The organism is Pseudomonas sp. MF09150 (assembly GCF_059862355.1).
On the sequence record NZ_JCBCUS010000003.1, the window covers coordinates 1 to 22,066 of the forward strand.

The window sequence follows — 22,066 nt, forward strand, 5'->3', positions numbered from 1 at the left end:
TCTACAGCAGCCTCATTTGCTGTCAAGTGATTATTTTCAGAAGTTTTCGAAGATTTCTTCAACAACTTCAACCACTTGCGCTTCCGATCTCTCGTTAGCGGGAGGCGAATTCTACAGCGTTACTCGCCGTTGTCAACACCTTCTTTTCACCGCTTTCGACCGAGAAGATCGAACCGCTAATAGAGCCAAACAACACTGCTCTATCAACTCCTTCTGGGCTTCGATGATCTGAAGCAGCTCGCTGTCGAAAACCGCGTAACTCTTTGTTTACCAAGGAGTTTTCCGTTTCGACTGCGCCGGAAGTGGGGCGAATTATAGACTTCCAGAATCTGCCGTCAACCCCTAATTTCAGCTTTATTCAGATTTGAGGGTAATTCGTGCAAATGCCTTCTTGCCGGCTTGGCAAACATGAGTCGCGCCCAGCTTATATATAAAGGTGCGATCAACCACTTCACCATCTATACGCACACCACCCGAGCCGAGAAGATCCCGCGCCACGGCAGAGTTCTTCACCAGGCCTGCCTTATTAAGGACAGCCGCGATCGGCATATCCTCGGCTGCAACCAGTTCGACCTCTGGCAGATCATCCGGCAGCTCGCCATCCTTCATGCGATTGCCCGCGCCGCGATGAGCGTTCGCCGCAGCCTCTTCGCCATGGAAGCGCGCAACGATCTCTTCCGCCAGCTTGATCTTGATATCCCGTGGATTGGCACCCGCTTCAACATCCGCTTTAAAGGAAAGGATCTCTTCCATCGTGCGGAAGCTGAGCAGCTCAAAGTAACGCCACATCAGCGCATCCGGAATGGAGACCAGCTTGCTGTACATGACGCCCGGCGCTTCCTGAATACCGACGTAGTTACCCAGCGACTTGGACATCTTCTTGACGCCATCCAGCCCTTCGAGCAACGGCATGGTCAGGATGCACTGAGCCTCCTGACCATAACCACGCTGCAGCTCACGCCCCATCAGCAGATTGAACTTCTGATCAGTACCGCCCAGTTCGACGTCGGCACGCAATGCCACCGAGTCATACCCCTGAACCAGCGGGTAGAGAAACTCGTGAATCGCAATGGGTTGATTGGTCGAGTAGCGCTTGTCGAAGTCATCGCGCTCAAGCATGCGAGCTACGGTGTACTGAGAAGTCAGGCGAATGAAATCCGCCGGCCCCATCTTGTCCATCCATGTGGAGTTGAAGGCCACTTCGGTTTTGGCCGGATCTAGAATCTTGAAGACCTGACTTTTATAAGTCTCGGCGTTATCGAGAACCTGATCACGGGTCAAAGGAGGACGCGTTGCGCTCTTGCCACTCGGATCGCCGATCATGCCGGTGAAGTCGCCAATCAGGAAGATCACCTGGTGACCCAGATCCTGGAACTGACGCAGCTTATTAATAAGCACGGTATGACCCAAGTGCAAATCCGGCGCAGTCGGATCGAAGCCAGCTTTAATACGCAGCGGCTGACCGCGCTTGAGCTTCTCGATCAGCTCGGACTCGACCAATACTTCTTCCGCACCACGTTTGATCAGCGCTAGCTGCTCTTCAACCGACTTCATAACAGACCCGTAAGGCTCAGATTCAAAGGGAACCAACCATACAAGATCACGGACTAATTACAAGTTTTGCCCCGCGCGCGGAGGCCATTGCACGAGCAGAGTGTCCGCGAGCTTGCGTCACAGATGATTTGGTTATATTTTATACAGTTATTTCATCTTCATCATGTCATTCATCTTTTCCAATTCATCTTTTCAAAGTCAAATTACCTATGACCACAGAACCGTCTAAAGCGCCGCCGCTTTATCCGAAGACCCACCTGCTCGCAGCAAGTGGTATCGCCGCCCTCCTCAGCCTGGCTCTCCTGGTATTCCCTTCCAGTGATGTAGAAGCCAAACGAACAACCCTGAGTCTTGACCTGGAAAGTCCAGCAGAACAACTGACACAAGATCAAGACGCTGCCGACGCCGTCCAAGCCACAAATGAAGCCGTCGCTTCGCCTTTTGCACAGATTGAAAACACCACAGAAGACCCCGCGCAAACCGCTGAAGCCGAACCCGCTCCAGTCGCGGCAGAAGAGCCGAAGGCGCCGGGCCATAGAGAAGTCATAGTTAGTAAAGGCGATACGCTTTCCACGCTGTTCGAAAAGGTAGGCCTGCCCACCTCATCGGTGCATGAACTGCTGGCCAGCAACAAACAGGCCAAGCAATTCACCCAACTCAAGCACGGTCAGAAACTGGAGTTCGAACTGAGCCCAGACGGCCAGCTGAACAACCTGCACAGCAAAGTCAGTGACCTCGAAAGCATCACCCTGACCAAAGGCCCCAAGGGTTATGCCTTCAATCGCGTCATCACCAAACCGGTTGTGCGCTCGGCTTATGTACATGGCGTGATCAACAGCTCGCTGTCCCAGTCGGCGGCGCGCGCAGGCCTGTCCCACAACATGACCATGGACATGGCCAACGTGTTTGGCTACGACATCGACTTTGCTCAGGACATTCGCCAGGGCGACGAATTCGACGTGATCTATGAGCAGAAAGTGATCAACGGCAAGACGGTCGGTACCGGCAACATTCTTTCTGCTCGTTTCACCAACCGCGGCAAGACCTACACCGCAGTGCGCTACACCAACAAGCAAGGCACCAGCAGCTACTACACCGCTGACGGCAATAGCATGCGCAAAGCGTTCATCCGCACCCCAGTGGACTTCGCACGCATCAGCTCGCGCTTTTCCATGGGGCGCAAGCATCCGATCCTGAACAAGATCCGCGCTCACAAGGGCGTTGATTACGCGGCACCACGCGGTACACCAATCAAGGCCGCAGGTGATGGCAAGGTATTGCTGGCCGGTCGCCGCGGCGGCTACGGTAATACGGTGATCATCCAGCACGGCAATACCTACCGCACGCTGTACGGCCACATGCAAGGTTTCGCCAAGGGCGTGCAGACCGGCGGAAACGTCAAGCAGGGCCAAATCATTGGCTATATCGGTACTACCGGTCTATCCACTGGCCCGCACCTGCACTATGAGTTCCAGGTCAACGGTGTCCACGTCGACCCGCTGGGCCAGAAGCTGCCAATGGCCGACCCAATTGCAAAAGCAGAACGCGCGCGTTTCCTGCAACAGAGCCAGCCGCTGATGGCGCGCATGGATCAGGAACGGGCCACCATGCTGGCCTCGAGCAAACGCTAAGCCATGGTGCTCTATATAGGTGTGATGTCCGGAACCAGCCTTGATGGCCTGGACATCGCACTGATTGAACAGAGCCCGGCGATCAAACTGCTCGCCACCCATTACATCCCCATGCCTGAATCCCTGCGCGCCGAGCTCTTGGCTTTGTGCGCCAGCGGCCCCGATGAGATTGCCCGTTCAGCCATCGCCCAACAACACTGGGTCCGGCTGGCCGCACAGGGCATTCACAGTCTTCTCGAAAAGCAGCAATTGAAACCCGACAGCATTCGAGCGATTGGCAGCCATGGGCAAACCATTCGCCACGAACCCGCTCGGGGGTTTACGGTGCAGATCGGTAACCCGGCGCTGCTGACAGAGCTGACCGGGATCACCGTAGTCAGCGACTTTCGTAGCCGCGACGTGGCTGCAGGCGGGCAAGGCGCCCCGCTAGTCCCGGCCTTTCACGAAGCACTGTTCGAGCAGCGCGCCGGCCAGCGTGCGGTGCTGAATGTGGGCGGCTTCAGCAACCTGAGCCTGATAGAACGCGACAAGCCGGTGGCCGGATTCGACTGCGGCCCAGGCAACGTGCTGCTGGATGCGTGGATCCACTCCCAGCGTGGGGATAACTTTGACCGGGACGGCAGATGGGCTGCCAGCGGTAACGTCGAAGCCAGCTTGCTGAAGACGCTATTGAGCGATCCTTTCTTTGCCACCCAGGGCCCAAAAAGCACCGGCCGCGAAGTGTTCAATCTGCCATGGTTGCAACAGCATCTCGCCACATTGCCAGCCTTTGCGCCGGAAAACGTTCAAGCAACCCTGCTCGAACTCACCGCGCTGACCATCGCCGAGTCACTGCAAGCCGCCCAGCCGGCCACCCAGGAGCTGCTGGTCTGCGGCGGCGGCGCTCATAACTCCGCCCTGATGAACCGCCTGGCCCAGTTGCTCCCTCACAGCAAGGTGGCCAGTACCGCGACCCATGGCGTGGACCCGGATTGGGTCGAGGCCATGGCTTTCGCCTGGCTGGCTCATTGCTGTCTTGAGGGTATTGCCGCCAACCGACCGAGCGTCACTGGCGCCCATGGCCTGCGAGTACTGGGCGCGATCTACCCGGCCTGATCGCCAGACAGCAAAACGCCGCAAGGCCTTGAAGCTATGCGGCGTTGAGTAAAACCTTGAATCGGATCAGATCGAGAACGATGAACCGCAACCACAGGTGGTGCTGGCATTCGGGTTCTTGATCACGAAACGCGAGCCCTCCAGACCTTCCTGGTAATCCACCTCGGCACCCGCCAGGTATTGGAAACTCATCGGATCAACCACCAGACTCACACCTTCGCGCTCGACGATGGTGTCGTCATCGGCCACTTCCTCATCGAAAGTGAAACCGTATTGAAACCCTGAACAACCGCCGCCCGTAACGAATACGCGCAGCTTCAAGCGATCATTACCCTCTTCATCGACCAGGCTCTTCACCTTGTGCGCAGCACCGTGGGTGAATTGCAAAGCCGTGGGGGTGAAGGATTCGACGCTCATGCTGACTATCTCCCGGCGTTACGCCGCCATAATGCGTGATGACGGGCATTATCCGCTTCTCCTAGAAAAGCGGTCAACTATTAGCGGAGCAGCGGCAAGCCTGAAGCTACAAGCCGACCGCCTGGATGCCCTGTGCAGTTACGGCAACATGCCGGCGTGGGACAGGCCCAAACGCTCATCCAGACCGAACATGATGTTGAGGTTCTGCACTGCCTGGCCGGATGCGCCCTTGACCAGGTTATCGATCACCGACAACACCACCACCAGATCGCCGTCCTGCGGCCGATGCACGGCAATCCGGCAGACGTTGGCGCCGCGCACACTGCGCGTTTCCGGGTGGCTGCCCGCGGGCATCACATCCACGAAAGGCTCGCTGGCATAGCGCTTTTCGAACAGTGCCTGCAAATCGACCGACCTGTCGACCACGGTTGCATAAAGCGTGGAGTGAATGCCGCGAATCATCGGCGTCAGGTGCGGGACAAACGTCAGGCCCACATCCTGGCCTGCTGCCCGGCGCAGGCCCTGGCGAATTTCCGGCAGGTGGCGATGGCCTTTGACGGCGTAGGCTTTCATGCTTTCCGAGGTTTCTGAATACAGGGAACCAACGCTGGCGCCGCGACCGGCACCGCTGACCCCGGATTTGCAGTCGGCAATCAGGCGGGAGCTATCGGCAAGGCCGGATTCCAGCAACGGCAGGAAACCCAGCTGGGTCGCCGTCGGATAGCAACCTGGTACAGCAATCAGGCGGGCGTTCCTGATCTGCTCGCGATTGACTTCCGGCAGTCCGTAGACCGCTTCGCCCAGCAACTCGGGCGCACCGTGGGGCTGGCCGTACCACTTGGCCCACTCCTCGGCATCCTGCAGACGGAAATCGGCCGACAGATCGATGACCTTGGTCCCGGCCGCCAGCAACTCACCGGCCAGCGCGTGGGCTACGCCATGGGGCGTCGCGAAAAACACTACGTCGCAGGCGCCCAGGGTGTTGATATCCGGCACGCTGAATTCCAGGCCGTCATAGTGGCCTCGCAGGTTGGGGTACAGATCGGCTACAGCCAGCCCGGCCTCGGATCGCGAAGTAATGACTTCCACTTGCGCCTGCGGGTGCTGTGCCAATAGACGCAGCAATTCGACACCGGTGTAACCCGTGCCGCCGACGATACCGACCTTGACCATATACCTGCCCTCAACGAACCCACTGGAAAGCCGTCGATGATAGGGCGCGCCCTGCCCTGCGACAACCGTCAAGGTGACGTGCGGACGCTCTACCCTCTACTATCTCGCCTACCGTGAACCTGGGAATAACTAAAAATGCTTTATCTATGGCTCAAAGCTTTTCATATCGTCAGTGTGGTCTGCTGGTTTGCCGGCCTGTTTTATCTGCCACGACTGTTTGTCTACCACGCCCAAAGCGAGGACACCGTGAGCAAGGAGCGCTTCAGCCTCATGGAGCGCAAGCTGTATCGCGGGATCATGGGCCCGGCGATGGTCGCGACCCTGGTGTTCGGCATCTGGCTGCTGAGCCTCAACCCCAGCGCCTACTTCGGCCAGGGTGGCTGGATGCACGCCAAGTTGACCCTGGTGGTGATCCTGATCGGCTACCACCACATGTGCGGCGCGCAAGTGAAACGTTTTGCCCGTGGCGAAAACACCCGCAGCCATGTCTTTTATCGCTGGTTCAATGAAGTACCCGTTCTGATATTGCTGGCTATTGTAATTTTGGTTGTTGTACGACCGTTCTAACCTCTACAGACGTCATTAACCGGGGTACTTCCAATGTCGCTGCCTGCTCTGCTCGAACAACGCCTGCGTCTGCCAGTGGTCGTGGCGCCCATGTTCCTGATTTCCAACCCGCAATTGGTCCTGGCTTGCTGCCGTAATGGCGTGGTCGGCAGCTTTCCGGCACTGAACCAGCGTGAAAGCAGCGGGTTCAAGGCCTGGCTCGAGGAAATCGAAGCGGGGCTGGCGACACTGGAAAATCCCGCGCCCTATGCCGTCAACCTGATCGTGCATAACAGCAACCCGAGATTGCAGGCCGACCTGGAGATTTGCATCGAGCACAAAGTGCCGATCGTCATTACCAGCCTGGGCGCCGTGAAGGAATTGGTCGATGCGGTGCACAGCTATGGTGGCCTGGTGTTCCATGACGTCACCACGCGTCGCCATGCGGAAAAGGCAGCCGAGGCCGGGGTCGACGGACTGATTGCCGTGGCCGCCGGCGCGGGGGGCCACGCCGGCACCTGGAGTCCCTTCTCGCTGATCGCGGAGATCCGCCAGTTCTTCGACAAGACCCTGTTGCTCGCCGGCTGCTTGAACCACGGCCACGAGGTGCTCGCCGCACAGATGCTAGGCGCGGACCTGGCTTACTTCGGCACCCGTTTCATCGGCACCACGGAAAGCCACGCCCCGGATGCCTATAAAGAGATGCTGCTGAGCTCCCGAGCCGCCGATATCGTGCACACCGCCGCGGTGTCCGGGGTTCCCGCCAGTTTTATGCGCCAGAGCTTGGAAAATGCAGGTTTCGACCTCGCCGCCCTGCAAGGCAAGGGCGAGGTCAACTTCGGCTCCAAGCTCAAACCCGTCAGCGACGAGGCCAAAGCCTGGAAAACCGTGTGGTCTGCGGGTCAAGGGGTAGGCGAGATCCACGATCTGCCCAGTGTCGACCAATTGATTGCACGCCTGGATGCCGAGTACCGCCAGGCACTTGAGCAGGCGAGCCAACTGCCGAAACGTTGGCCACGCTGAAATGTCTGAGGTTTGTTAGCCAGCCACGGGTACCTGGCCTTAAACTGCTGACCTTTATGTAAGCCTTCATTTCAGATGACAAGGATGCCCCTATGAGCGAACCCCGCTTCAAGATTGTTTTCGATGGCGCCCTGTTACCCGGTGTCGAAAAAAACAGCGCTCAGCAAAAGCTCGCCGAGCTGTTCAAGAGCGACATTGCCGCAATCGAACCCCTGTTCGGCGGCCAGCCGGTGGTACTCAAGCGCGAACTGTCCCAAGCCGATGCCGACCGCTACCTCGAAGCCCTGCACAACACCGGGATCGCCGCGCGCATTGAGGCTGAACAAGCCCTGGACCTGAACCTCGCGCACGTCGAACACACGCCCCCCGTCGCGGCCCCGATCGCGGCCAGCAATCCTGAATCGCCCTACGCCCCACCCCGGGCCACCGTGGGTGAAGTGCTGCCAGAGTTTTCCGAGCTCAAGGTCTTCAGCATCCAGGGCCGTATCGGCCGCCTGCGCTACCTGGCCTGGACCCTGGTACTGACCGTAGCGATGATGGTGGTGGTCGGGATCGGCGCCCTGATCGGCTTTGCCAGCCTGATGTCCGCGGAGTCTTCAGGGTTGGCCATGGGGTTTGGTGCCCTGGTCGCGATTGTGCTGTTCGTGGCCTTCGTCGTGGTCAGCATCCAGATCAGTGTTCAGCGTCTGCATGACCTGGGCTGGTCCGGCTGGCTCTGGCTAATCAACTTTGTGCCCATCGTGGGCAGCTTCTTCCCACTGGTCCTGGTCGTCAGCCCCGGCAGCAACATCGCCAACCGTTACGGCCCGCCACCACCGCCAAACACCACAGCCGTAAAAGCATTGGCGTGGATGTGGGTGGCGTTGATCGCCCTGATCATCGTTGCCGGCGTGGCAGGCGGCCTGAGTTCGCTCAGTGAGTACAGCGAAAGCAGCTCCAGCTACAGCGAAAGCCAGAACGCAACCGGCGATGAAGACGCGGCCGAAGCGGCCTCACCCGCTGTAGACTATGAAGAAGAATAAACGTACCTGAGCCTGCGACCTCTCTGTCGCGGGCCATTGGCCGTTGCGATGGAGAACTGCATGAGCCGTTACGCTCTGATCACTGGCGCTTCCAGCGGCATAGGCCTGGCCTTGGCGGAAGCACTGGCCCGGCGCGGGCGCAACCTGATTCTGGTGGCCCGTCAGCGTGATCAGTTGGAAAGTATCGCCCTTGAACTGACCCAGCGCTTTGGCGTAGAGGTGCTGTTTCGCGCGTGCGACCTGGGCGAGCCACTGCGTCTCTCGGGCTTTCTGCTGGAACTCGAAGAAGGCGATCGGCAGATCGATCTGCTGGTCAATTGCGCCGGCATGGGTACCAGCGGCCCATTCCTGGCACAGGACTGGATGACCGAACAGGACCTGATTGAAGTCAACATCCTGGCCCTGACCCGCCTGTGCCATGCCCTGGGCAACAGCATGGCCTTGCTGGGCGGCGGGCAGATTCTTAATGTCGCTTCAGTTGCCGCCTTTTATCCCGGCCCCTGGATGAGCACCTACTACGCGAGCAAGGCTTACGTCCTGCACTTTTCCGAAGGCTTGCGCGAAGAGTTGAAAAACTGCGCGGTCAAGGTTTCGGTGCTCTGCCCCGGCCCGACACGCACCGCGTTCTTTCGCACCGCCCAACTGAACGCTGAAAAGCTGCAAGCCAGCAAATTGCTGATGAGCCCCGAGGAAGTTGCACTCTATGCCGTGCGCGCCATGGAAAAGAATCGCGCGATCATCATTCCCGGCCGCCTGAACCGCTGGATGGCATTCAGCAGCCGCCTGGGCTCACGCTGGCTGACGCGCAAGCTGGTCGGCTACGCCAACAGGGCCTATTGCCCGCGCTAGGCATCACGTAAATGGCTGGGCGCACGCAGGTCGCCTGAGTACACTCAGCCCGGACCCACCCAATGGAGAAACAGCTGTGGATACTCTGTTCACCAAGATCATCAACAGAGAAATACCCGCGAAGATCATTTACGAGGACGACCAGGTCCTGGCCTTCCACGACATTGCTCCGCAAGCGCCAGTGCACTTTCTGGTGATCCCGAAGAAACCGGTGCGCACCCTCAACGACCTCACCGAGGACGACAAGGCCCTGGCCGGCCATATTCTGTTCACCGCTCAGCGCCTGGCCAAGGAGCTGGGCTGTGAAGATGGTTTCCGTGTGGTCATGAACTGCAATGAGCTGGGCGGGCAAACCGTCTATCACATTCACATGCACGTACTTGGCCAGCGCCAGATGAACTGGCCTCCGGGCTGATCGCTCTATCTGGCCGTTTTGCGGCGCACTCTCAGCCTGTTTCAGGCGAGGGTGCGCTGATCCAGCGCAGGTTTCGTCCCATCGATTGGGGTAAACTGGCCGCCGTGATTTTTCCCGGAGGTAAGCATGACTACCCAACGTCACTACTCGCCGATTGACCGTCTGCTGCTGCAAGCCGATACGGCCATGCGCACCCTGCTGCCCTTCAGTGGCCAGCCTTATCGCCCTTCGCCAGCCATTGTGCAGCCCGATGCGCAGATGACTGAAGAAGACACCCGCCACGTCGCGGGCCTGATGCGGATCAACCATACCGGCGAGGTCTGCGCCCAGGCGCTGTATCAGGGCCAGGCCCTGACCGCCAAGTTGCCCCAGGTGCGCGCGGCCATGGAGCACGCCGCCGAAGAGGAAATCGACCACCTGGCCTGGTGTGAACAACGCATTCGCCAGTTGGGCAGCCACCCCAGTGTGCTCAACCCGCTGTTCTACGGCCTTTCGTTCGGTATCGGCGCGGTCGCCGGCTTGATCAGCGACAAGGTCAGCCTGGGTTTCGTGGCCGCCACCGAAGACCAGGTGTGCAAGCACTTGAATGAACACCTGGAGCAATTGCCGGCCGAGGACGAAAAGTCCCGGGCGATCCTGCAACAAATGCGCACCGACGAAGAACACCATGCCCAGAGCGCACTGGAGGCCGGCGGTTTCCGCTTCCCGGCACCGGTAAAGTTCGGCATGAGCCTCTTGGCCAAGGTCATGACCAAGAGCACCTACCGCATCTGACGCGGTAAATCGCAGGCACAAAAAAGGGCGCTATCTCAGCGCCCTTTCTTTTGCCTGAAAATCAGCTCGGCATGTTGCGCGCGTAGAAGATTTCCAGCATTTCGTGCTTCACACGCTCTGTCACCTGGGCACGCTGCTCGGTGGACAGGTTGCTGGTGGCGTCGCCGAACAGGTAGTTATCCAGTTCGAAGTTCTTCAGCAGCATTTTGGTGTGGAACATATTCTCCTGGTACACATTCACATCGGTCATCTGGTAACCGTCGCGGGTGTCTTCGGACAAGTAGTTCTGGATCGAGTTGATCTCGTGGTCGATGAAGTGCTTCTTGCCTTCGACGTCACGGGTGAAACCCCGCACGCGGTAATCCACGGTCACAATGTCCGACTCGAACTGGTGAATGAGGAAGTTGAGGGCTTTAAGCGGTGAAATGACCCCGCAAGTCGACACATCGATATCCACACGGAAAGTTGCAATACCGTCCACCGGATGGATCTCCGGATAGGTGTGCACCGTGATGTGGCTCTTGTCGAGGTGGGCCAGGATAATTTCAGGCAACGGGCCTGGGGACTCTTCGATCTGGCTCTCGGTAGGCGTTACCGGCTCTTCCGAGATCAGAATGGTCACGCTGGCACCTTGGGGATCGTAATCCTGACGGGCGATGTTCAGGATATTGGCACCAATGATATCGACAACTTCCGTGAGGATCTGCGTCAGGCGTTCCGCGTCGTACATCTGGTTGATGTATTCGACATAGGCCTGCTGGTCCTGCGGGGTTTCCGCATAGCAGATGTCATAGATGTTGAAGCTCAAGGTCTTTGTCAGGTTATTGAACCCATGGAGCTTGAGTTTGCTTTTCACCGTTTGAAAACTCTCTGTGTATTGCGGCACGGCCGCGTGATCAAGCATGCCCGTCAGATGCGAACGACGCAGCTGCGTAGGACGGTTAACACCTCTTCGCGATGGCGATTTTGGTTGTCTGTTCGGGCGCGTGACCTGTTGATTAACCGATCACTGCCCTGAAAAAAGTGGCGCATTATGCAGACCTCAGCCAGTGATCGCCAGAGTCTGCGCCGCTTTTATGATAGTTGAATGTCGATTCAAGCCAGCTCGACGATTTCGTAATCGTGAGTAATGGCTACGCCGGCAGCGCCAAGCATGATCGATGCCGAGCAATACTTTTCGGCCGACAGCTCGATGGCGCGCTTGACCTGGGCTTCCTTGAGCCCGCGGCCCTTGACCACAAAGTGCATGTGGATCTTGGTAAACACCTTGGGGTCTTCGGTGGCGCGCTCGGCTTCGAGGAAGGCTTCGCAGCTTTCAACGGCCTGCCGAGACTTCTTGAGAATGCTGACCACATCGAAGTTACTGCAACCGCCCACGCCGAGCAGGAGCATTTCCATAGGGCGAACGCCCAGGTTGCGGCCACCGGCTTCCGGCGGGCCATCCATTACCACCACATGCCCGCTGCCCGATTCACCGAGGAACATGGCTTCGCCTGCCCATTGGATGCGTGCCTTCATGGCCAAGACTCCACTGCTAAAAAAGGGTCGCCAGCTTAGCACAGGGGCCTGAAACGGCGGCGTGCTGACGATTCATCGGCACCCGCGGCTGTCACTCGGAAATATCTTAATTTGAGCGAGATCCGTCTGTTAAGCTGGCGCCAAATCAATGGCGCATCGCCAGCTTGAAATGGCCCGGCAACAGGCCTCATAAGAAAACCAAAACACCACCGTGTAGTCTTTTCGGGATACAACCATGGTTGCTATTGCCCCCACCCCCAAGATCAAGAACCTCGACAAGCTGCTGATGCACTGTCAGCGCCGTCGCTATCAGGCCAAGAGCAATATCATTTGCGCGGGCGATGCGTCGGACACGCTGTTCTTCATCATCAAGGGCTCGGTCACCATCCTCATCGAAGACGATGACGGACGGGAAATGATCATCGCCTACCTCAACTCCGGGGATTTTTTCGGTGAGCTGGGGCTGTTCGAGCAGGCCGGACACGAGCAACAACGCAGCGCATGGGTCCGGGCCAAGGTCGAGTGCGAGGTGGCGGAAATCAGCTACGCCAAGTTCCGTGAGCTGTCCCAGGTCGACCCGGACATTCTGTACGTGCTCAGCGGGCAAATCGCCCAGCGCTTGCGCAACACCACCCGCAAGGTCGGCGACCTGGCCTTCTTCGATGTCACGGGGCGGGTTGCCCGCTGCCTGCTGGAGTTGTGCAAGCAGCCGGACGCCATGACTCACCCCGATGGCATGCAGATCAAGGTCACCCGGCAAGAGATCGGGCGCATCGTCGGCTGTTCGCGGGAGATGGTCGGTCGGGTGCTCAAGGACCTCGAAGAGCGCAACCTGGTGAGCGTCAAAGGCAAGACCATGGTGGTGTTCGGCACCCGTTAAGCGGCGAATACCTGCGCCAGCATCTGCCGATACAGGGTCTCCAGGCGCTCCATGGCCTGAGGAGCGGCAAAGGCCTCATGCAGCGCGATATGACTCTGGGCGCGACAGCGCTGCTCCAGGCCACAGGCCTGATTGAAGCAATTGACCGCGGCGACCATCGACTCACGCTCGTTATCCAGCAGCAGCGCACCATGCACCAACCCCACCGGGCGCTGCCCGCCCCGGCTCTGGCGCCAGCGTTGCGCCGTGCCCACCAGCTTGCGGCCATCCAGATTGACGTTGAAACGTCCATCGCAGAAGGCGCCGTCCACCTCCCCCAGCGAAGGCGTACCGCCCAGCTCGCTCAGCAGGTCGCAGATCGGCTGGCACAGCCGGCGGTAGGCGGTTTCGATCCGACTCTGATCCCCTTCGCTGCGCGGCGGCGCATAGACCAGGGCGATATTCACCGTCGCGGCCGATTGGGGCACCGGTTCGCCGCCGGTCTCACGCAGCAGCACCGGCCAGCCGGTGGCCGCCACCGCCGTGCAGGCCTGTTCGAAATCCGCCAGTCGACTCAGACGACGGGGCATGACCAGGGCTTTATCGCTCGGCCGCCAGAACAGCAGGCCAAAATCTTCATCGCCGGCACAGATGCGCGCCAGCAGGTCCTGTTCGGCTTGCAGGCCGGCTTCGACGGTCAGGGCAACGGGCTGAGTCATGGCAGTAGAGCTTCCTTGGCGATGGCTATAAAAAAGCCGGCATCGCCGGCTTCTTCATGGGGTCAGGTTCAATCCAGCGTGGAGCCGGTCACCGGCAGGCCACGCTCCGGGAAGAACAGACGCTGCAACTCCGCGCCCGGGCTTTCGGCGCGCATGAACGCTTCGCCAACCAGGAACGAATAGACGTCGCTGATTTCCATCAGCTCCACATCGGCGCGGTTGAGAATGCCGCTCTCGGTGATCACCAGGCGATCGCGGGGAATACGCGGCAGCAGGTCGAGGGTGGTTTCCAGGCTGACGTCAAAGGTGTGCAGGTTGCGGTTGTTGACGCCGACCAAGGGCGTGTCGAGGGTCTTCAGCGCGCGCTCCAGTTCGTCACCGTCGTGCACTTCGACCAGTACATCCAGGCCCACGCTTTTGGCGACGGCGGCCAGTTCGGCCATTTTCCCGTCGTCCAGGGCCGCCACGATCAGCAACACGCAATCGGCGCCCAGGGCGCGGGCCTCAATGATCTGATACGGATCGATCATGAAGTCCTTGCGGATTACCGGCAGCTTGCAGGCCGCACGGGCCTGCTGCAGGTAGGCATCGGCGCCCTGGAAGTAGTCGATATCGGTCAGCACCGACAAACAGGTCGCCCCGCCCTTCTCGTAGCTCTTGGCGATATCCGCCGGCACGAAGTTTTCGCGAATCACGCCCTTGCTCGGCGAGGCTTTCTTGATCTCGGCAATCACCGCTGGCTGCTTGAGCTTGGCCTGCGCCAGCAGAGCCTTGGCGAAACCACGGGGTGCATCAGCAGCCCGAGCCAGGCCTTCGAGTTCAGCCAGGCTGACCCGCGCGCTACGCTCGGCAACTTCCTGCACCTTGCGGGCAAGAATCGCTTCCAGAACCGTCGGCACACTCATCCCTCATTCTCCTGCTTGAATACCGCGGTAAAGGCACCCAGTTCCTCGAGCTTCTCCCGGGCCAGGCCGGTGTGCAACGCATCGTGGGCCAGGGCAACGCCCTCTTTGAGGCTGCTGGCATGGTCGGCGGCATACAGCGCGGCGCCGGCATTGAGCACGATCATCTCCGCTGCTTTCTGCCCATGTTCGGTCTTGCGCCGGCCGAGCGCGTCGCGGATCAACTCAAGCGACGCCGCAGGGCTTTCGACCACCAGGCCGAACAGGCTCTGGCTCTTCATGCCCAAGTCTTCGGGCTGGACCCAATACTCGGTGATGGCATCGTTTTTCAACTCCGCGACAAAGGTCGGCGCGGCCAGGCTGAACTCATCCAGGCCATCCTGGGAATGCACCACCAGCACATGCTTGCTGCCCAGACGCTGCAAGACTTCGGCCAACGGACGGCACAAGGCCTGGCTGAACACCCCGACCACCTGGTGCTTGACCCCGGCCGGATTCGTAAGCGGGCCGAGCATATTGAACAGGGTACGCAGCCCCAGGTCGCGGCGCGGCCCGGCGGCGTGCTTCATCGCACCGTGGTGCGACTGGGCGAACATGAAGCCGATGCCGACGTTATCGATGCAGCGCGCCACCTGGACCGGGGTCAGGTTCAGGTAGATCCCGGCCGCTTCCAGCAGGTCGGCACTGCCGCTCTTGCCGGAAACTGCACGATTACCGTGCTTGGCCACGGTGCAACCGGCGGCGGCGACCACAAACGAAGACGCGGTGGAGACGTTGAAGATATTGGCCCCATCGCCGCCAGTGCCGACCACGTCGACCACGCCGTCGAGGGTTTTCAGTTCGACCTTGTCTGCCAGCTCACGCATGACCGAGACCGCGCCGACAATTTCGTCGATGCTCTCGCTTTTCATTCGCATGGCCATCATGAAGGCGCCAATCTGCGCATCGGTGCATTGACCGGTCATGATTTCGCGCATGACATCGCGCATTTCGTCCGTGCTCAGGTCCAGATGGCCGACGATACGGCTCAGGGCAGTCTTGATATCCATGGAAAGTCCTTAGCGCGTGCCGCCGCTCTGTTTAAGAAAATTGGCGAACAGCTCGTGGCCCTGCTCGGTGAGAATAGACTCGGGGTGAAATTGCACACCCTCGATATTCAGCGTCTTGTGGCGCAACCCCATGATCTCGTCGACGGAGCCGTCTTCCAGCTGCGTCCAGGCAGTCAGTTCCAGGCAGTCGGGCAAGGTTTCGCGCTTGACCACCAGCGAGTGATAGCGGGTCACGGTCAGCGGATTGTTCAGGCCGCCGAAAACGCCCTGATCCTTGTGGAACACCGGGCTGGTCTTGCCGTGCATCACTTGCCGGGCCCGTACCACGTCGCCACCAAAGGCCTGGCCGATGGACTGGTGGCCCAGGCACACGCCGAGAATCGGCAGTTTGCCGGCGAAATACTTGATGGCCTCGATGGACACACCGGCCTCGGTCGGCGTGCACGGGCCGGGAGATACCACGATCCGCTCAGGCTTGAGCGCTTCAATCTGCGCCACGGTCAGCTCGTCGTTGCGCACCACTTTGACTTGCGCCCCCAACTCGCCGAGGTACTGCACGACGTTATAGGTGAAGGAGTCGTAATTATCGATCATCAGCAACATAGTAAAAGCTCCTCAGGCATCGGACGCGGGGGATTGTGCAGCGAGCGCAACGGCACGAAACATCGCGCGGCGCTTGTTCAGCGTCTCTTCCCACTCCAATGCCGGCACCGAGTCGGCCACAATGCCGCCCCCGGCTTGAACATGCAGTTCGCCGTCCTTGATCACCGCCGTGCGAATCGCAATCGCGGTGTCCATGTTGCCGTTCCAGGCGAAATAACCCACTGCGCCACCATAGACGCCACGCTTGACCGGCTCCAGTTCGTCGATGATTTCCATCGCGCGAATCTTCGGCGCCCCGGACAGGGTGCCCGCCGGCAGAATCGCCCGCAGCGCATCCATGGCGGTCAGCCCGGCTTTCAACTGGCCGGTGACGTTGGAAACAATGTGCATCACGTTGGAATAGCGCTCGATCACCATCTTCTCGGTGAGTTTCACCGAACCGATCTCGGATACCCGACCGGTGTCGTTGCGGCCCAGGTCGATCAGCATCAGGTGCTCGGCGATTTCCTTGTCGTCAGACAGCAGGTCCTCTTCCAGCGCCAGGTCCGCCTCTTCAGTGGCGCCACGCGGGCGGGTGCCGGCAATCGGTCGCACAGTGATCAGGTTGTCTTCGACCCGCACCAGCACTTCCGGCGAACTGCCCACCACGTGGAAATCGCCGAAATTGAAGAAGTACATATAAGGCGTCGGGTTGAAGCAGCGCAGCGCGCGATACAGATCGATCGGCGCCGACGTGAAGTCGATGGACATGCGTTGCGATGGCACCACCTGCATGCAGTCACCGGCCAGGATGTATTCCTTGATGGTGTCGACCGCACGCTCGTAGTCGCCTTGGGTAAAACTGGAGCGGAACACCGGATCAGCCGCCTGTTGCTGGCTGAAGTCCAGGCCGCGACGCGGCGTGATCGGCTGACGCAATTGCGCCAGCAATTCCTGCAGACGCGCCTGGCCCTTCTCGTAGGCATCGTCCTGGGCCGGGTCGGCCAGCACGATCGCGTGCATCTTGCCTGCCAGGTTGTCGAACACCACCACGGCATCGGAGACCATCAGCAGAATGTCCGGCACCCCCAGCGGATCCGGGTTCGGGCACTTGCCCAGACGCCGCTCCACATAGCGCACACAGTCATAACCGAAATACCCCACCAGGCCGCCGTTGAAACGCGGCAGGCCGGCGATGGTCGGCACGTTGTAGCGCGCCTTGAATTCTTCGACAAAGGCCAGCGGGTCGGCCACTTCGAGGCTTTCGATCTCGACGCCGTCGTGGGTCACGCTGACCTGGTGGTCATGCACCCGCAACACGGTGCGGCACGGCAGGCCAATGATCGAGTAACGCCCCCACTTCTCGCCGCCCTGCACCGACTCCAACAGATAGGAGTTGGGCTGGTCGGCCAGTTTCAGGTAGATCGACAGTGGCGTATCGAAGTCGGCCAGGGTTTCGCAGGCAAGCGGAATGCGGTTGTAGCCGGCAGCGGCCAAACGCAAGAATTCTTCACGGATCATGAGGTGCCTCGTGGCTTGAGGGTCTAACAGTCAGGTATGCAAACGTGCCGGCGAAGCCGGCCAGAAAAAGTCAGGCGCGCCAACGCCAGCGGGCCAGGGCCTTGATGACTTTCATCCAGAGTTTGCGAGTGACCACCACGATGGAGTTTCCAGGAGGGGATGGAACAGCGTCGGGCAACGTTATCTCAGCGGCAGGATCCAGGCAACCGGGAATTAGCTGGCGCAGGTCGTCGATCACCAGCGCTGGCGACTCTTCGGCAATCGGCCGGCCATGGTTGTAGCCGTAACTCAAGGCCACGCACTTCACCCCGGCGGCCTTGGCAGCCAGCACATCACTGCGCGAATCCCCGACAAACAGCGATTGCGACGCCGGGACGCTGGCCATTTTCATCACGAAAAACAGCGCCGCCGGGTCAGGCTTCTTCTGCGGCAGGGTATCGCCGCCGATGATCCAGCGGAAATACCGGCCGATCTTCATCTGATCCAGCAGCGGCGCGACAAAACGCTCCGGCTTGTTGGTGATGAGCGCCATCTCCACGCCCTGCTTGTGCAGCCACTTGAGGGTTTCCCGCGCGCCGGGGTAGACCACGGTCAGCGCATGCCCATCCTCATAGGCCACATTGAACAGCTCCAGAGCGTGTTCGGCTTCGACGTCATCGACGCCTTCGGGATCCAGGCTGTTGGCCAGGGCCCGGCGTACCAGCATCTGCACGCCGTTGCCGACCCACTCGCGCACCGACTCGATGCCGGCGGGCGGGCGCCCCAGTTTGAGCAGCATGTCGTCCACGGCCGCCGCCAGGTCTGGCACCGAATCGACCAAGGTGCCATCGAGGTCGAACATCACCAGCCGTGGCAGGCGCCCGGGGAACAACTGCTCAAATCCGCTCATGGACGAGCCAACGCCAGTTCGGAGCGCATCTTGTCGATCACTTCCTGATAGTTCGGCGTGTTGAAGATCGCCGAGCCGGCCACAAAGGTGTCAGCGCCAGCGGCGGCGATTTCACGGATGTTATTGACGTTGACCCCGCCGTCGATCTCCAGGCGGATGTCGCGTCCGGACGCATCGATCAAGGCCCGCGCTTCGCGCAGCTTGTCGAGGGTGCCGGGGATGAACTTCTGCCCGCCGAAGCCCGGGTTGACGCTCATCAGCAGGACCATGTCGACCTTGTCCATCACGTACTTGAGCGCATCCAGCGAGGTGGCCGGGTTGAACACCAGACCCGCCTTGCAACCGCCTTCGCGGATCATTTGCAGGGAGCGGTCGATGTGCAGCGTGGCTTCCGGGTGGAAGGTGATGTAGGTCGCACCGGCCTCGATGAAGTCGCCGATGATGCGATCCACCGGGCTGACCATCAGGTGCGCATCGATTGGCGCGGTAACGCCGTACTTGCGCAGGGCGGCGCACACCATCGGACCGATCGTCAGGTTCGGCACGTAGTGGTTGTCCATGACATCGAAGTGCACGAAGTCGGCGCCGGCGGCGAGAACGTTGTCCACTTCCTCACCCAGGCGGGCGAAATCGGCGGAGAGAATCGACGGAGCAATTACGAAGGGCTGCATGACGCACCTTTTTTGAGCAGAATCACGGTGGCGCGCATTGTATACCTCATGCTTTGGGGCGCACACCGTGGCTGCGATGATCAGTAGGCTGCGCGATAGATCTTCTCGATATCGGCAGGGCTCAGTTGGCGAGGATTATTGCGCATCAGACGCTCGATGCCCGCCGCTTCCTGGGCCATGGCCGGGATCGCCTCTTGCGGCACGCCGAAGCTGCGCAACCCCAGGGGAATCTCCACCGCCGCGCACAATTGGGTCATCGCCGCCACCGCGCTCTCGGCAGCCTCCAGGGCGCTGAGATGGGCGGTCTTCACCCCCATGGCTTCGGCGATATCCTGCATACGCTCGACACAGGCCATTTTGTTCCAGGTCATGACATAGGGCAGTAGCAAGGCGTTGCTCACGCCGTGGGGGATATTGAAGCGCCCGCCCAGTGGATAAGCCAACGCATGCACCGCACCGACCCCGGCATTGCCGAACGCCATGCCGGCCATCAGGCTGGCAGTGGCCATGTCTTCGCGGGCCTGCTGGTTGGCGGGGTTGGCGTAGGCCTTGGGCAGCGCCCTGGCGATCAGTTTGATAGCCCCCATGGCCAGGGCGTCGGTGATCGGCGACGCATTCAGCGACAGATAGGACTCGACCGCATGCACCAGCGCATCCACCCCGCTGGCGGCGGTCACGCTGCGCGGGCAGGTCAGGGTCATCTGCGGGCTGACCAGCGCCACGTCCGGCAGCAGGTAGTCACTGACGATGCCCTTCTTCAATTGCGCCGCCTTGTCGGAAAGAATCGCCACATTGGTCACTTCGGAACCGGTGCCGGCCGTGGTTGGGATCGCAATCAGCGGTGGCCCCTTGCGCGGTACCTGGTCCACGCCAAACAGGTCCGCCAGGGCGCCGTGATAACCGGCGTACGCCGCGACGCTTTTGGCGATATCAATCGCACTGCCGCCGCCCAGGCCGATCAGGCCGTCGTGCCCACCCTCGCGGTAGACCCGCATGCAGTCTTCGACGATGGTGATTTCCGGGTCCGGTTGCACCCGGTCGAAGATTTCGTAGCTGCGTTCACCCAATTGCGCCAGCGCCAGCTGCACCGTGCCGGACTTGACCAGTGCGGCATCGGTGACGATCAGCGGGTTATCCACATCCAGGCGGGTCAGTTCAGCGGACAACTGCTCGATGGCGCCAGCGCCGGTGAGCAGTTTGTGAGCGATTTTGAACGAGGAAAGACTCATGGGCGCAGCCTCTTATAACGATGGGAGCTGGCACAAAGAGTAGCTGGGGATCGGAGTTTGTCAGTTCGGCTCGCCCTGCCGCCGGCCCATGCCAGTAACGGGGCGAACCGCACCATCACCTAGACCGATTCGCGGGCCGCCTGGCGTTGCACCGTGGCTGCAGTGGCCGCAGGCTCGGCGGGCGCTGGCGGCGCGTCGGGGCTGTTCAGGTCCTTGCTGAAGGTCTTGTCGTTCTCGCCCTTGAAGAAGTTCTTGCCGTAGATCAGCAGGCACAGCACCACGCCAATCGCAAACCCCCAGCTGGCGCCCTTGATCGCCAGGACCGCGCCGATCACCCCGGCAATGCCCAGGTCACGCTGGCTGCGCGCTTCGAGAATCCCCAGGCGCACGCTGACATAGCCCTGGATCAGCAAGGTCAAGGCCAGGGCCACGCCAAGAATCGGCTGCACCAGGGTCACCACCGGCAGCAACAGCAAGCCGGTATTGGTGCCCCAGCGGAACGAACCCATGCCGCCATAGATCGACTTCATGGCCTTGGGCCCGCCCTTGAAGCGTTCGATGACCACTACCAGCATCGCCGCCCACTTCGGGCCGCACATGGCGATGTCCGGGCCAAAAATACTCATGAAGGCGTTACGCCCACCGAAGATCAGGTGCGAGCGGTCCGGGTCATAGTCGATCTTCTCGTCCTTGCGGATCTGCTCGGCCTCGTCCAGCAGCACCTTGGCACTGAGCACGTCGCCGAACACGATGATGTACACCGCCAGCATGGTCGGCAACGCGGTAATGAACATCGACAGCGGCGGCATGCCCAGGCCGAACACCGTGTAGTTGCTCCACAGGCCCACGAAGTCCGGCTTGCTGAAGCCCCATTGGATAGTCGGCCACGGCGCCTCGCCAAACAGCGGCGCAATCACCACCGCCAACAGAATGATCGGCAGGATGCCGAGCTTGGCGAAGTTCCACCAGAAGCGGTTGCGCAGCTTGAGCTGGGCAAAGTGCTGGGAAAAGATCAGGTAGAAGGCAATGCCGATGGCGATGGAAATGGTCCAGGGCAGGCTGTCGAACTTGCCGCCCACCTGGAACACCGCCGTGACCGCGCTGATGCCGGCGCCGACGATGATCCCCGACTTGATCGCCGAGGGCACGAACCCCACCACCTTGCGCGCCATGCCGGTAGCCCCCAGGGCAATGGAAAACACCCCGAGCATCAACTGGAAGGCAATCAAGGCATGGACACGCTCCGGGCCCATGGGGAACTGCGAGCAGTAGGCCATCAACAACGGCACCGCCGGCGTGATCCAGCCCGGCACCACGGGGTCGCCCAGCAGGTGGTGGGCCAGGTACAGCAAGCCATTGAGCATCACCACGGCCAGGGCGATTTCGAACGGCATGCCGAGAAATTCGGTCATCAACGGAATGGCCGCCAGGTCGACGGCGCACATCAACAGGCCCTGCAGGTAATCCGGCAGTTCGAACTTGTAGTGGATAAAGGGCAAACGCACCTTGAACGGGCCAAGGGGTATGTACGGCGACTCGTGCCGCGTATCGGAAGGGGTTGGCATCAACTGCACCTGTCTTATTGGTATTGGTTGCGGTGTAAAACCGCCCGCAGCGGCACGGACCGC

At 60.3% G+C, this 22,066-nt stretch carries 23 protein-coding genes and 1 pseudogene; 10 read left to right on the plus strand and 14 right to left on the minus strand.

The annotated features are described in order from the left end of the window. Positions 1-232: pseudogene (locus AC19YX_RS12810) on the plus strand (hypothetical protein); the annotation flags it as partial. A gap of 122 nt (positions 233-354) precedes the next feature. Here AC19YX_RS12810 and tyrS read toward each other — a convergent pair. Beyond that, the gene (tyrS, locus tag AC19YX_RS12815) at positions 355-1,554 is read right to left on the minus strand and encodes a tyrosine--tRNA ligase (RefSeq protein WP_500606381.1); all 1,200 of its coding nucleotides are present in this window, start codon (positions 1,552-1,554) and stop codon (positions 355-357) included. A 209-nt stretch (positions 1,555-1,763) separates the two neighbouring features. Between tyrS and AC19YX_RS12820 the strand changes: the two genes are divergently transcribed. Both AC19YX_RS12820 and AC19YX_RS12825 read left to right on the plus strand, forming a co-directional pair. Next, on the plus strand, positions 1,764-3,185 hold the full coding sequence (locus AC19YX_RS12820; RefSeq protein ID WP_500606382.1) for a peptidoglycan DD-metalloendopeptidase family protein: 1,422 nt from the start codon (positions 1,764-1,766) through the stop codon (positions 3,183-3,185). Between the two features lie 3 nt (positions 3,186-3,188). Beyond that, positions 3,189-4,280: an anhydro-N-acetylmuramic acid kinase gene (locus AC19YX_RS12825; RefSeq protein WP_078472900.1), complete on the plus strand. Its 1,092-nt coding sequence runs from the start codon at positions 3,189-3,191 to the stop codon at positions 4,278-4,280. A 66-nt stretch (positions 4,281-4,346) separates the two neighbouring features. On the opposite strand, the gene erpA is transcribed toward AC19YX_RS12825, so the two are convergent. Beyond that, positions 4,347-4,697 carry an iron-sulfur cluster insertion protein ErpA gene (gene erpA, locus AC19YX_RS12830; protein WP_007947969.1) on the minus strand — a complete coding sequence of 117 codons (351 nt, stop codon included), beginning with the start codon at positions 4,695-4,697 and terminating at the stop codon, positions 4,347-4,349. Positions 4,698-4,835: 138 nt separating this feature from the next. After that, positions 4,836-5,870, minus strand: coding sequence for an N-acetyl-gamma-glutamyl-phosphate reductase (gene argC, locus AC19YX_RS12835; protein WP_421549384.1), 1,035 nt, complete (start codon positions 5,868-5,870; stop codon positions 4,836-4,838). A gap of 135 nt (positions 5,871-6,005) precedes the next feature. Between argC and hemJ the strand changes: the two genes are divergently transcribed. The 6 genes from hemJ (at position 6,006) to coq7 (ending at position 10,499) form a co-directional block, all read left to right on the plus strand. Next, positions 6,006-6,437, plus strand: a complete 432-nt coding sequence (gene hemJ, locus AC19YX_RS12840) for a protoporphyrinogen oxidase HemJ (protein ID WP_078472898.1) — start codon at positions 6,006-6,008, stop codon at positions 6,435-6,437. A 33-nt stretch (positions 6,438-6,470) separates the two neighbouring features. Then, positions 6,471-7,439, plus strand: a complete 969-nt coding sequence (locus tag AC19YX_RS12845; protein WP_201128258.1) for an NAD(P)H-dependent flavin oxidoreductase — start codon at positions 6,471-6,473, stop codon at positions 7,437-7,439. 92 nt (positions 7,440-7,531) lie between these two features. Continuing rightward, positions 7,532-8,461, plus strand: a complete 930-nt coding sequence (locus AC19YX_RS12850) for a DUF805 domain-containing protein (RefSeq protein WP_500606383.1) — start codon at positions 7,532-7,534, stop codon at positions 8,459-8,461. A 60-nt stretch (positions 8,462-8,521) separates the two neighbouring features. After that, positions 8,522-9,310, plus strand: a complete 789-nt coding sequence (locus AC19YX_RS12855; protein WP_500606384.1) for an SDR family NAD(P)-dependent oxidoreductase — start codon at positions 8,522-8,524, stop codon at positions 9,308-9,310. A gap of 76 nt (positions 9,311-9,386) precedes the next feature. Then, a complete protein-coding gene (locus AC19YX_RS12860; protein ID WP_020295495.1) occupies positions 9,387-9,725 on the plus strand; it encodes a histidine triad nucleotide-binding protein in 339 nt (112 codons plus the stop codon). Positions 9,726-9,851: 126 nt separating this feature from the next. After that, on the plus strand, positions 9,852-10,499 hold the full coding sequence (gene coq7, locus AC19YX_RS12865) for a 2-polyprenyl-3-methyl-6-methoxy-1,4-benzoquinone monooxygenase (RefSeq protein ID WP_500606385.1): 648 nt from the start codon (positions 9,852-9,854) through the stop codon (positions 10,497-10,499). Between the two features lie 61 nt (positions 10,500-10,560). Here the strand turns inward: coq7 and speD are convergent, their stop codons facing one another. Beyond that, complete coding sequence (gene speD / locus AC19YX_RS12870; protein ID WP_020295493.1) at positions 10,561-11,355, minus strand: adenosylmethionine decarboxylase; 795 nt, start codon at positions 11,353-11,355, stop codon at positions 10,561-10,563. Positions 11,356-11,594: 239 nt separating this feature from the next. Further along, on the minus strand, positions 11,595-12,017 hold the full coding sequence (locus tag AC19YX_RS12875; protein WP_421549386.1) for an OsmC family protein: 423 nt from the start codon (positions 12,015-12,017) through the stop codon (positions 11,595-11,597). Positions 12,018-12,252: 235 nt separating this feature from the next. Between AC19YX_RS12875 and crp the strand changes: the two genes are divergently transcribed. After that, positions 12,253-12,897, plus strand: coding sequence for a cAMP-activated global transcriptional regulator CRP (crp, locus tag AC19YX_RS12880; RefSeq protein WP_020295491.1), 645 nt, complete (start codon positions 12,253-12,255; stop codon positions 12,895-12,897). Here crp and AC19YX_RS12885 read toward each other — a convergent pair. From AC19YX_RS12885 to AC19YX_RS12925, 9 genes are all read right to left on the minus strand, one after another. Further along, on the minus strand, positions 12,894-13,595 hold the full coding sequence (locus AC19YX_RS12885) for a lipoate--protein ligase family protein (protein WP_078472894.1): 702 nt from the start codon (positions 13,593-13,595) through the stop codon (positions 12,894-12,896). The two genes, crp and AC19YX_RS12885, sit on opposite strands and share 4 nt — an antisense overlap. A gap of 68 nt (positions 13,596-13,663) precedes the next feature. After that, positions 13,664-14,500 (minus strand): indole-3-glycerol phosphate synthase TrpC, encoded by an 837-nt coding sequence (trpC, locus tag AC19YX_RS12890; protein WP_078472893.1) that lies wholly within the window; start codon positions 14,498-14,500, stop codon positions 13,664-13,666. Beyond that, on the minus strand, positions 14,497-15,546 hold the full coding sequence (gene trpD / locus AC19YX_RS12895; protein WP_020295488.1) for an anthranilate phosphoribosyltransferase: 1,050 nt from the start codon (positions 15,544-15,546) through the stop codon (positions 14,497-14,499). Before trpD ends, trpC begins: the two co-directional genes overlap by 4 nt. 9 nt (positions 15,547-15,555) lie before the next feature. After that, positions 15,556-16,149, minus strand: a complete 594-nt coding sequence (locus AC19YX_RS12900) for an aminodeoxychorismate/anthranilate synthase component II (protein WP_500606386.1) — start codon at positions 16,147-16,149, stop codon at positions 15,556-15,558. 12 nt (positions 16,150-16,161) lie between these two features. Next, complete coding sequence (gene trpE, locus AC19YX_RS12905; RefSeq protein ID WP_078472892.1) at positions 16,162-17,649, minus strand: anthranilate synthase component I; 1,488 nt, start codon at positions 17,647-17,649, stop codon at positions 16,162-16,164. 70 nt (positions 17,650-17,719) lie between these two features. After that, a complete protein-coding gene (locus AC19YX_RS12910; RefSeq protein ID WP_078472891.1) occupies positions 17,720-18,538 on the minus strand; it encodes a phosphoglycolate phosphatase in 819 nt (272 codons plus the stop codon). Then, a complete protein-coding gene (gene rpe / locus AC19YX_RS12915) occupies positions 18,535-19,209 on the minus strand; it encodes a ribulose-phosphate 3-epimerase (RefSeq protein ID WP_078472890.1) in 675 nt (224 codons plus the stop codon). Before rpe ends, AC19YX_RS12910 begins: the two co-directional genes overlap by 4 nt. An 80-nt stretch (positions 19,210-19,289) precedes the next feature. Continuing rightward, complete coding sequence (locus AC19YX_RS12920; RefSeq protein WP_201128264.1) at positions 19,290-20,438, minus strand: iron-containing alcohol dehydrogenase; 1,149 nt, start codon at positions 20,436-20,438, stop codon at positions 19,290-19,292. Positions 20,439-20,557: 119 nt separating this feature from the next. Then, on the minus strand, positions 20,558-22,003 hold the full coding sequence (locus AC19YX_RS12925; RefSeq protein ID WP_421549388.1) for a hypothetical protein: 1,446 nt from the start codon (positions 22,001-22,003) through the stop codon (positions 20,558-20,560). Between the last annotated feature and the right edge of the window lie 63 nt (positions 22,004-22,066).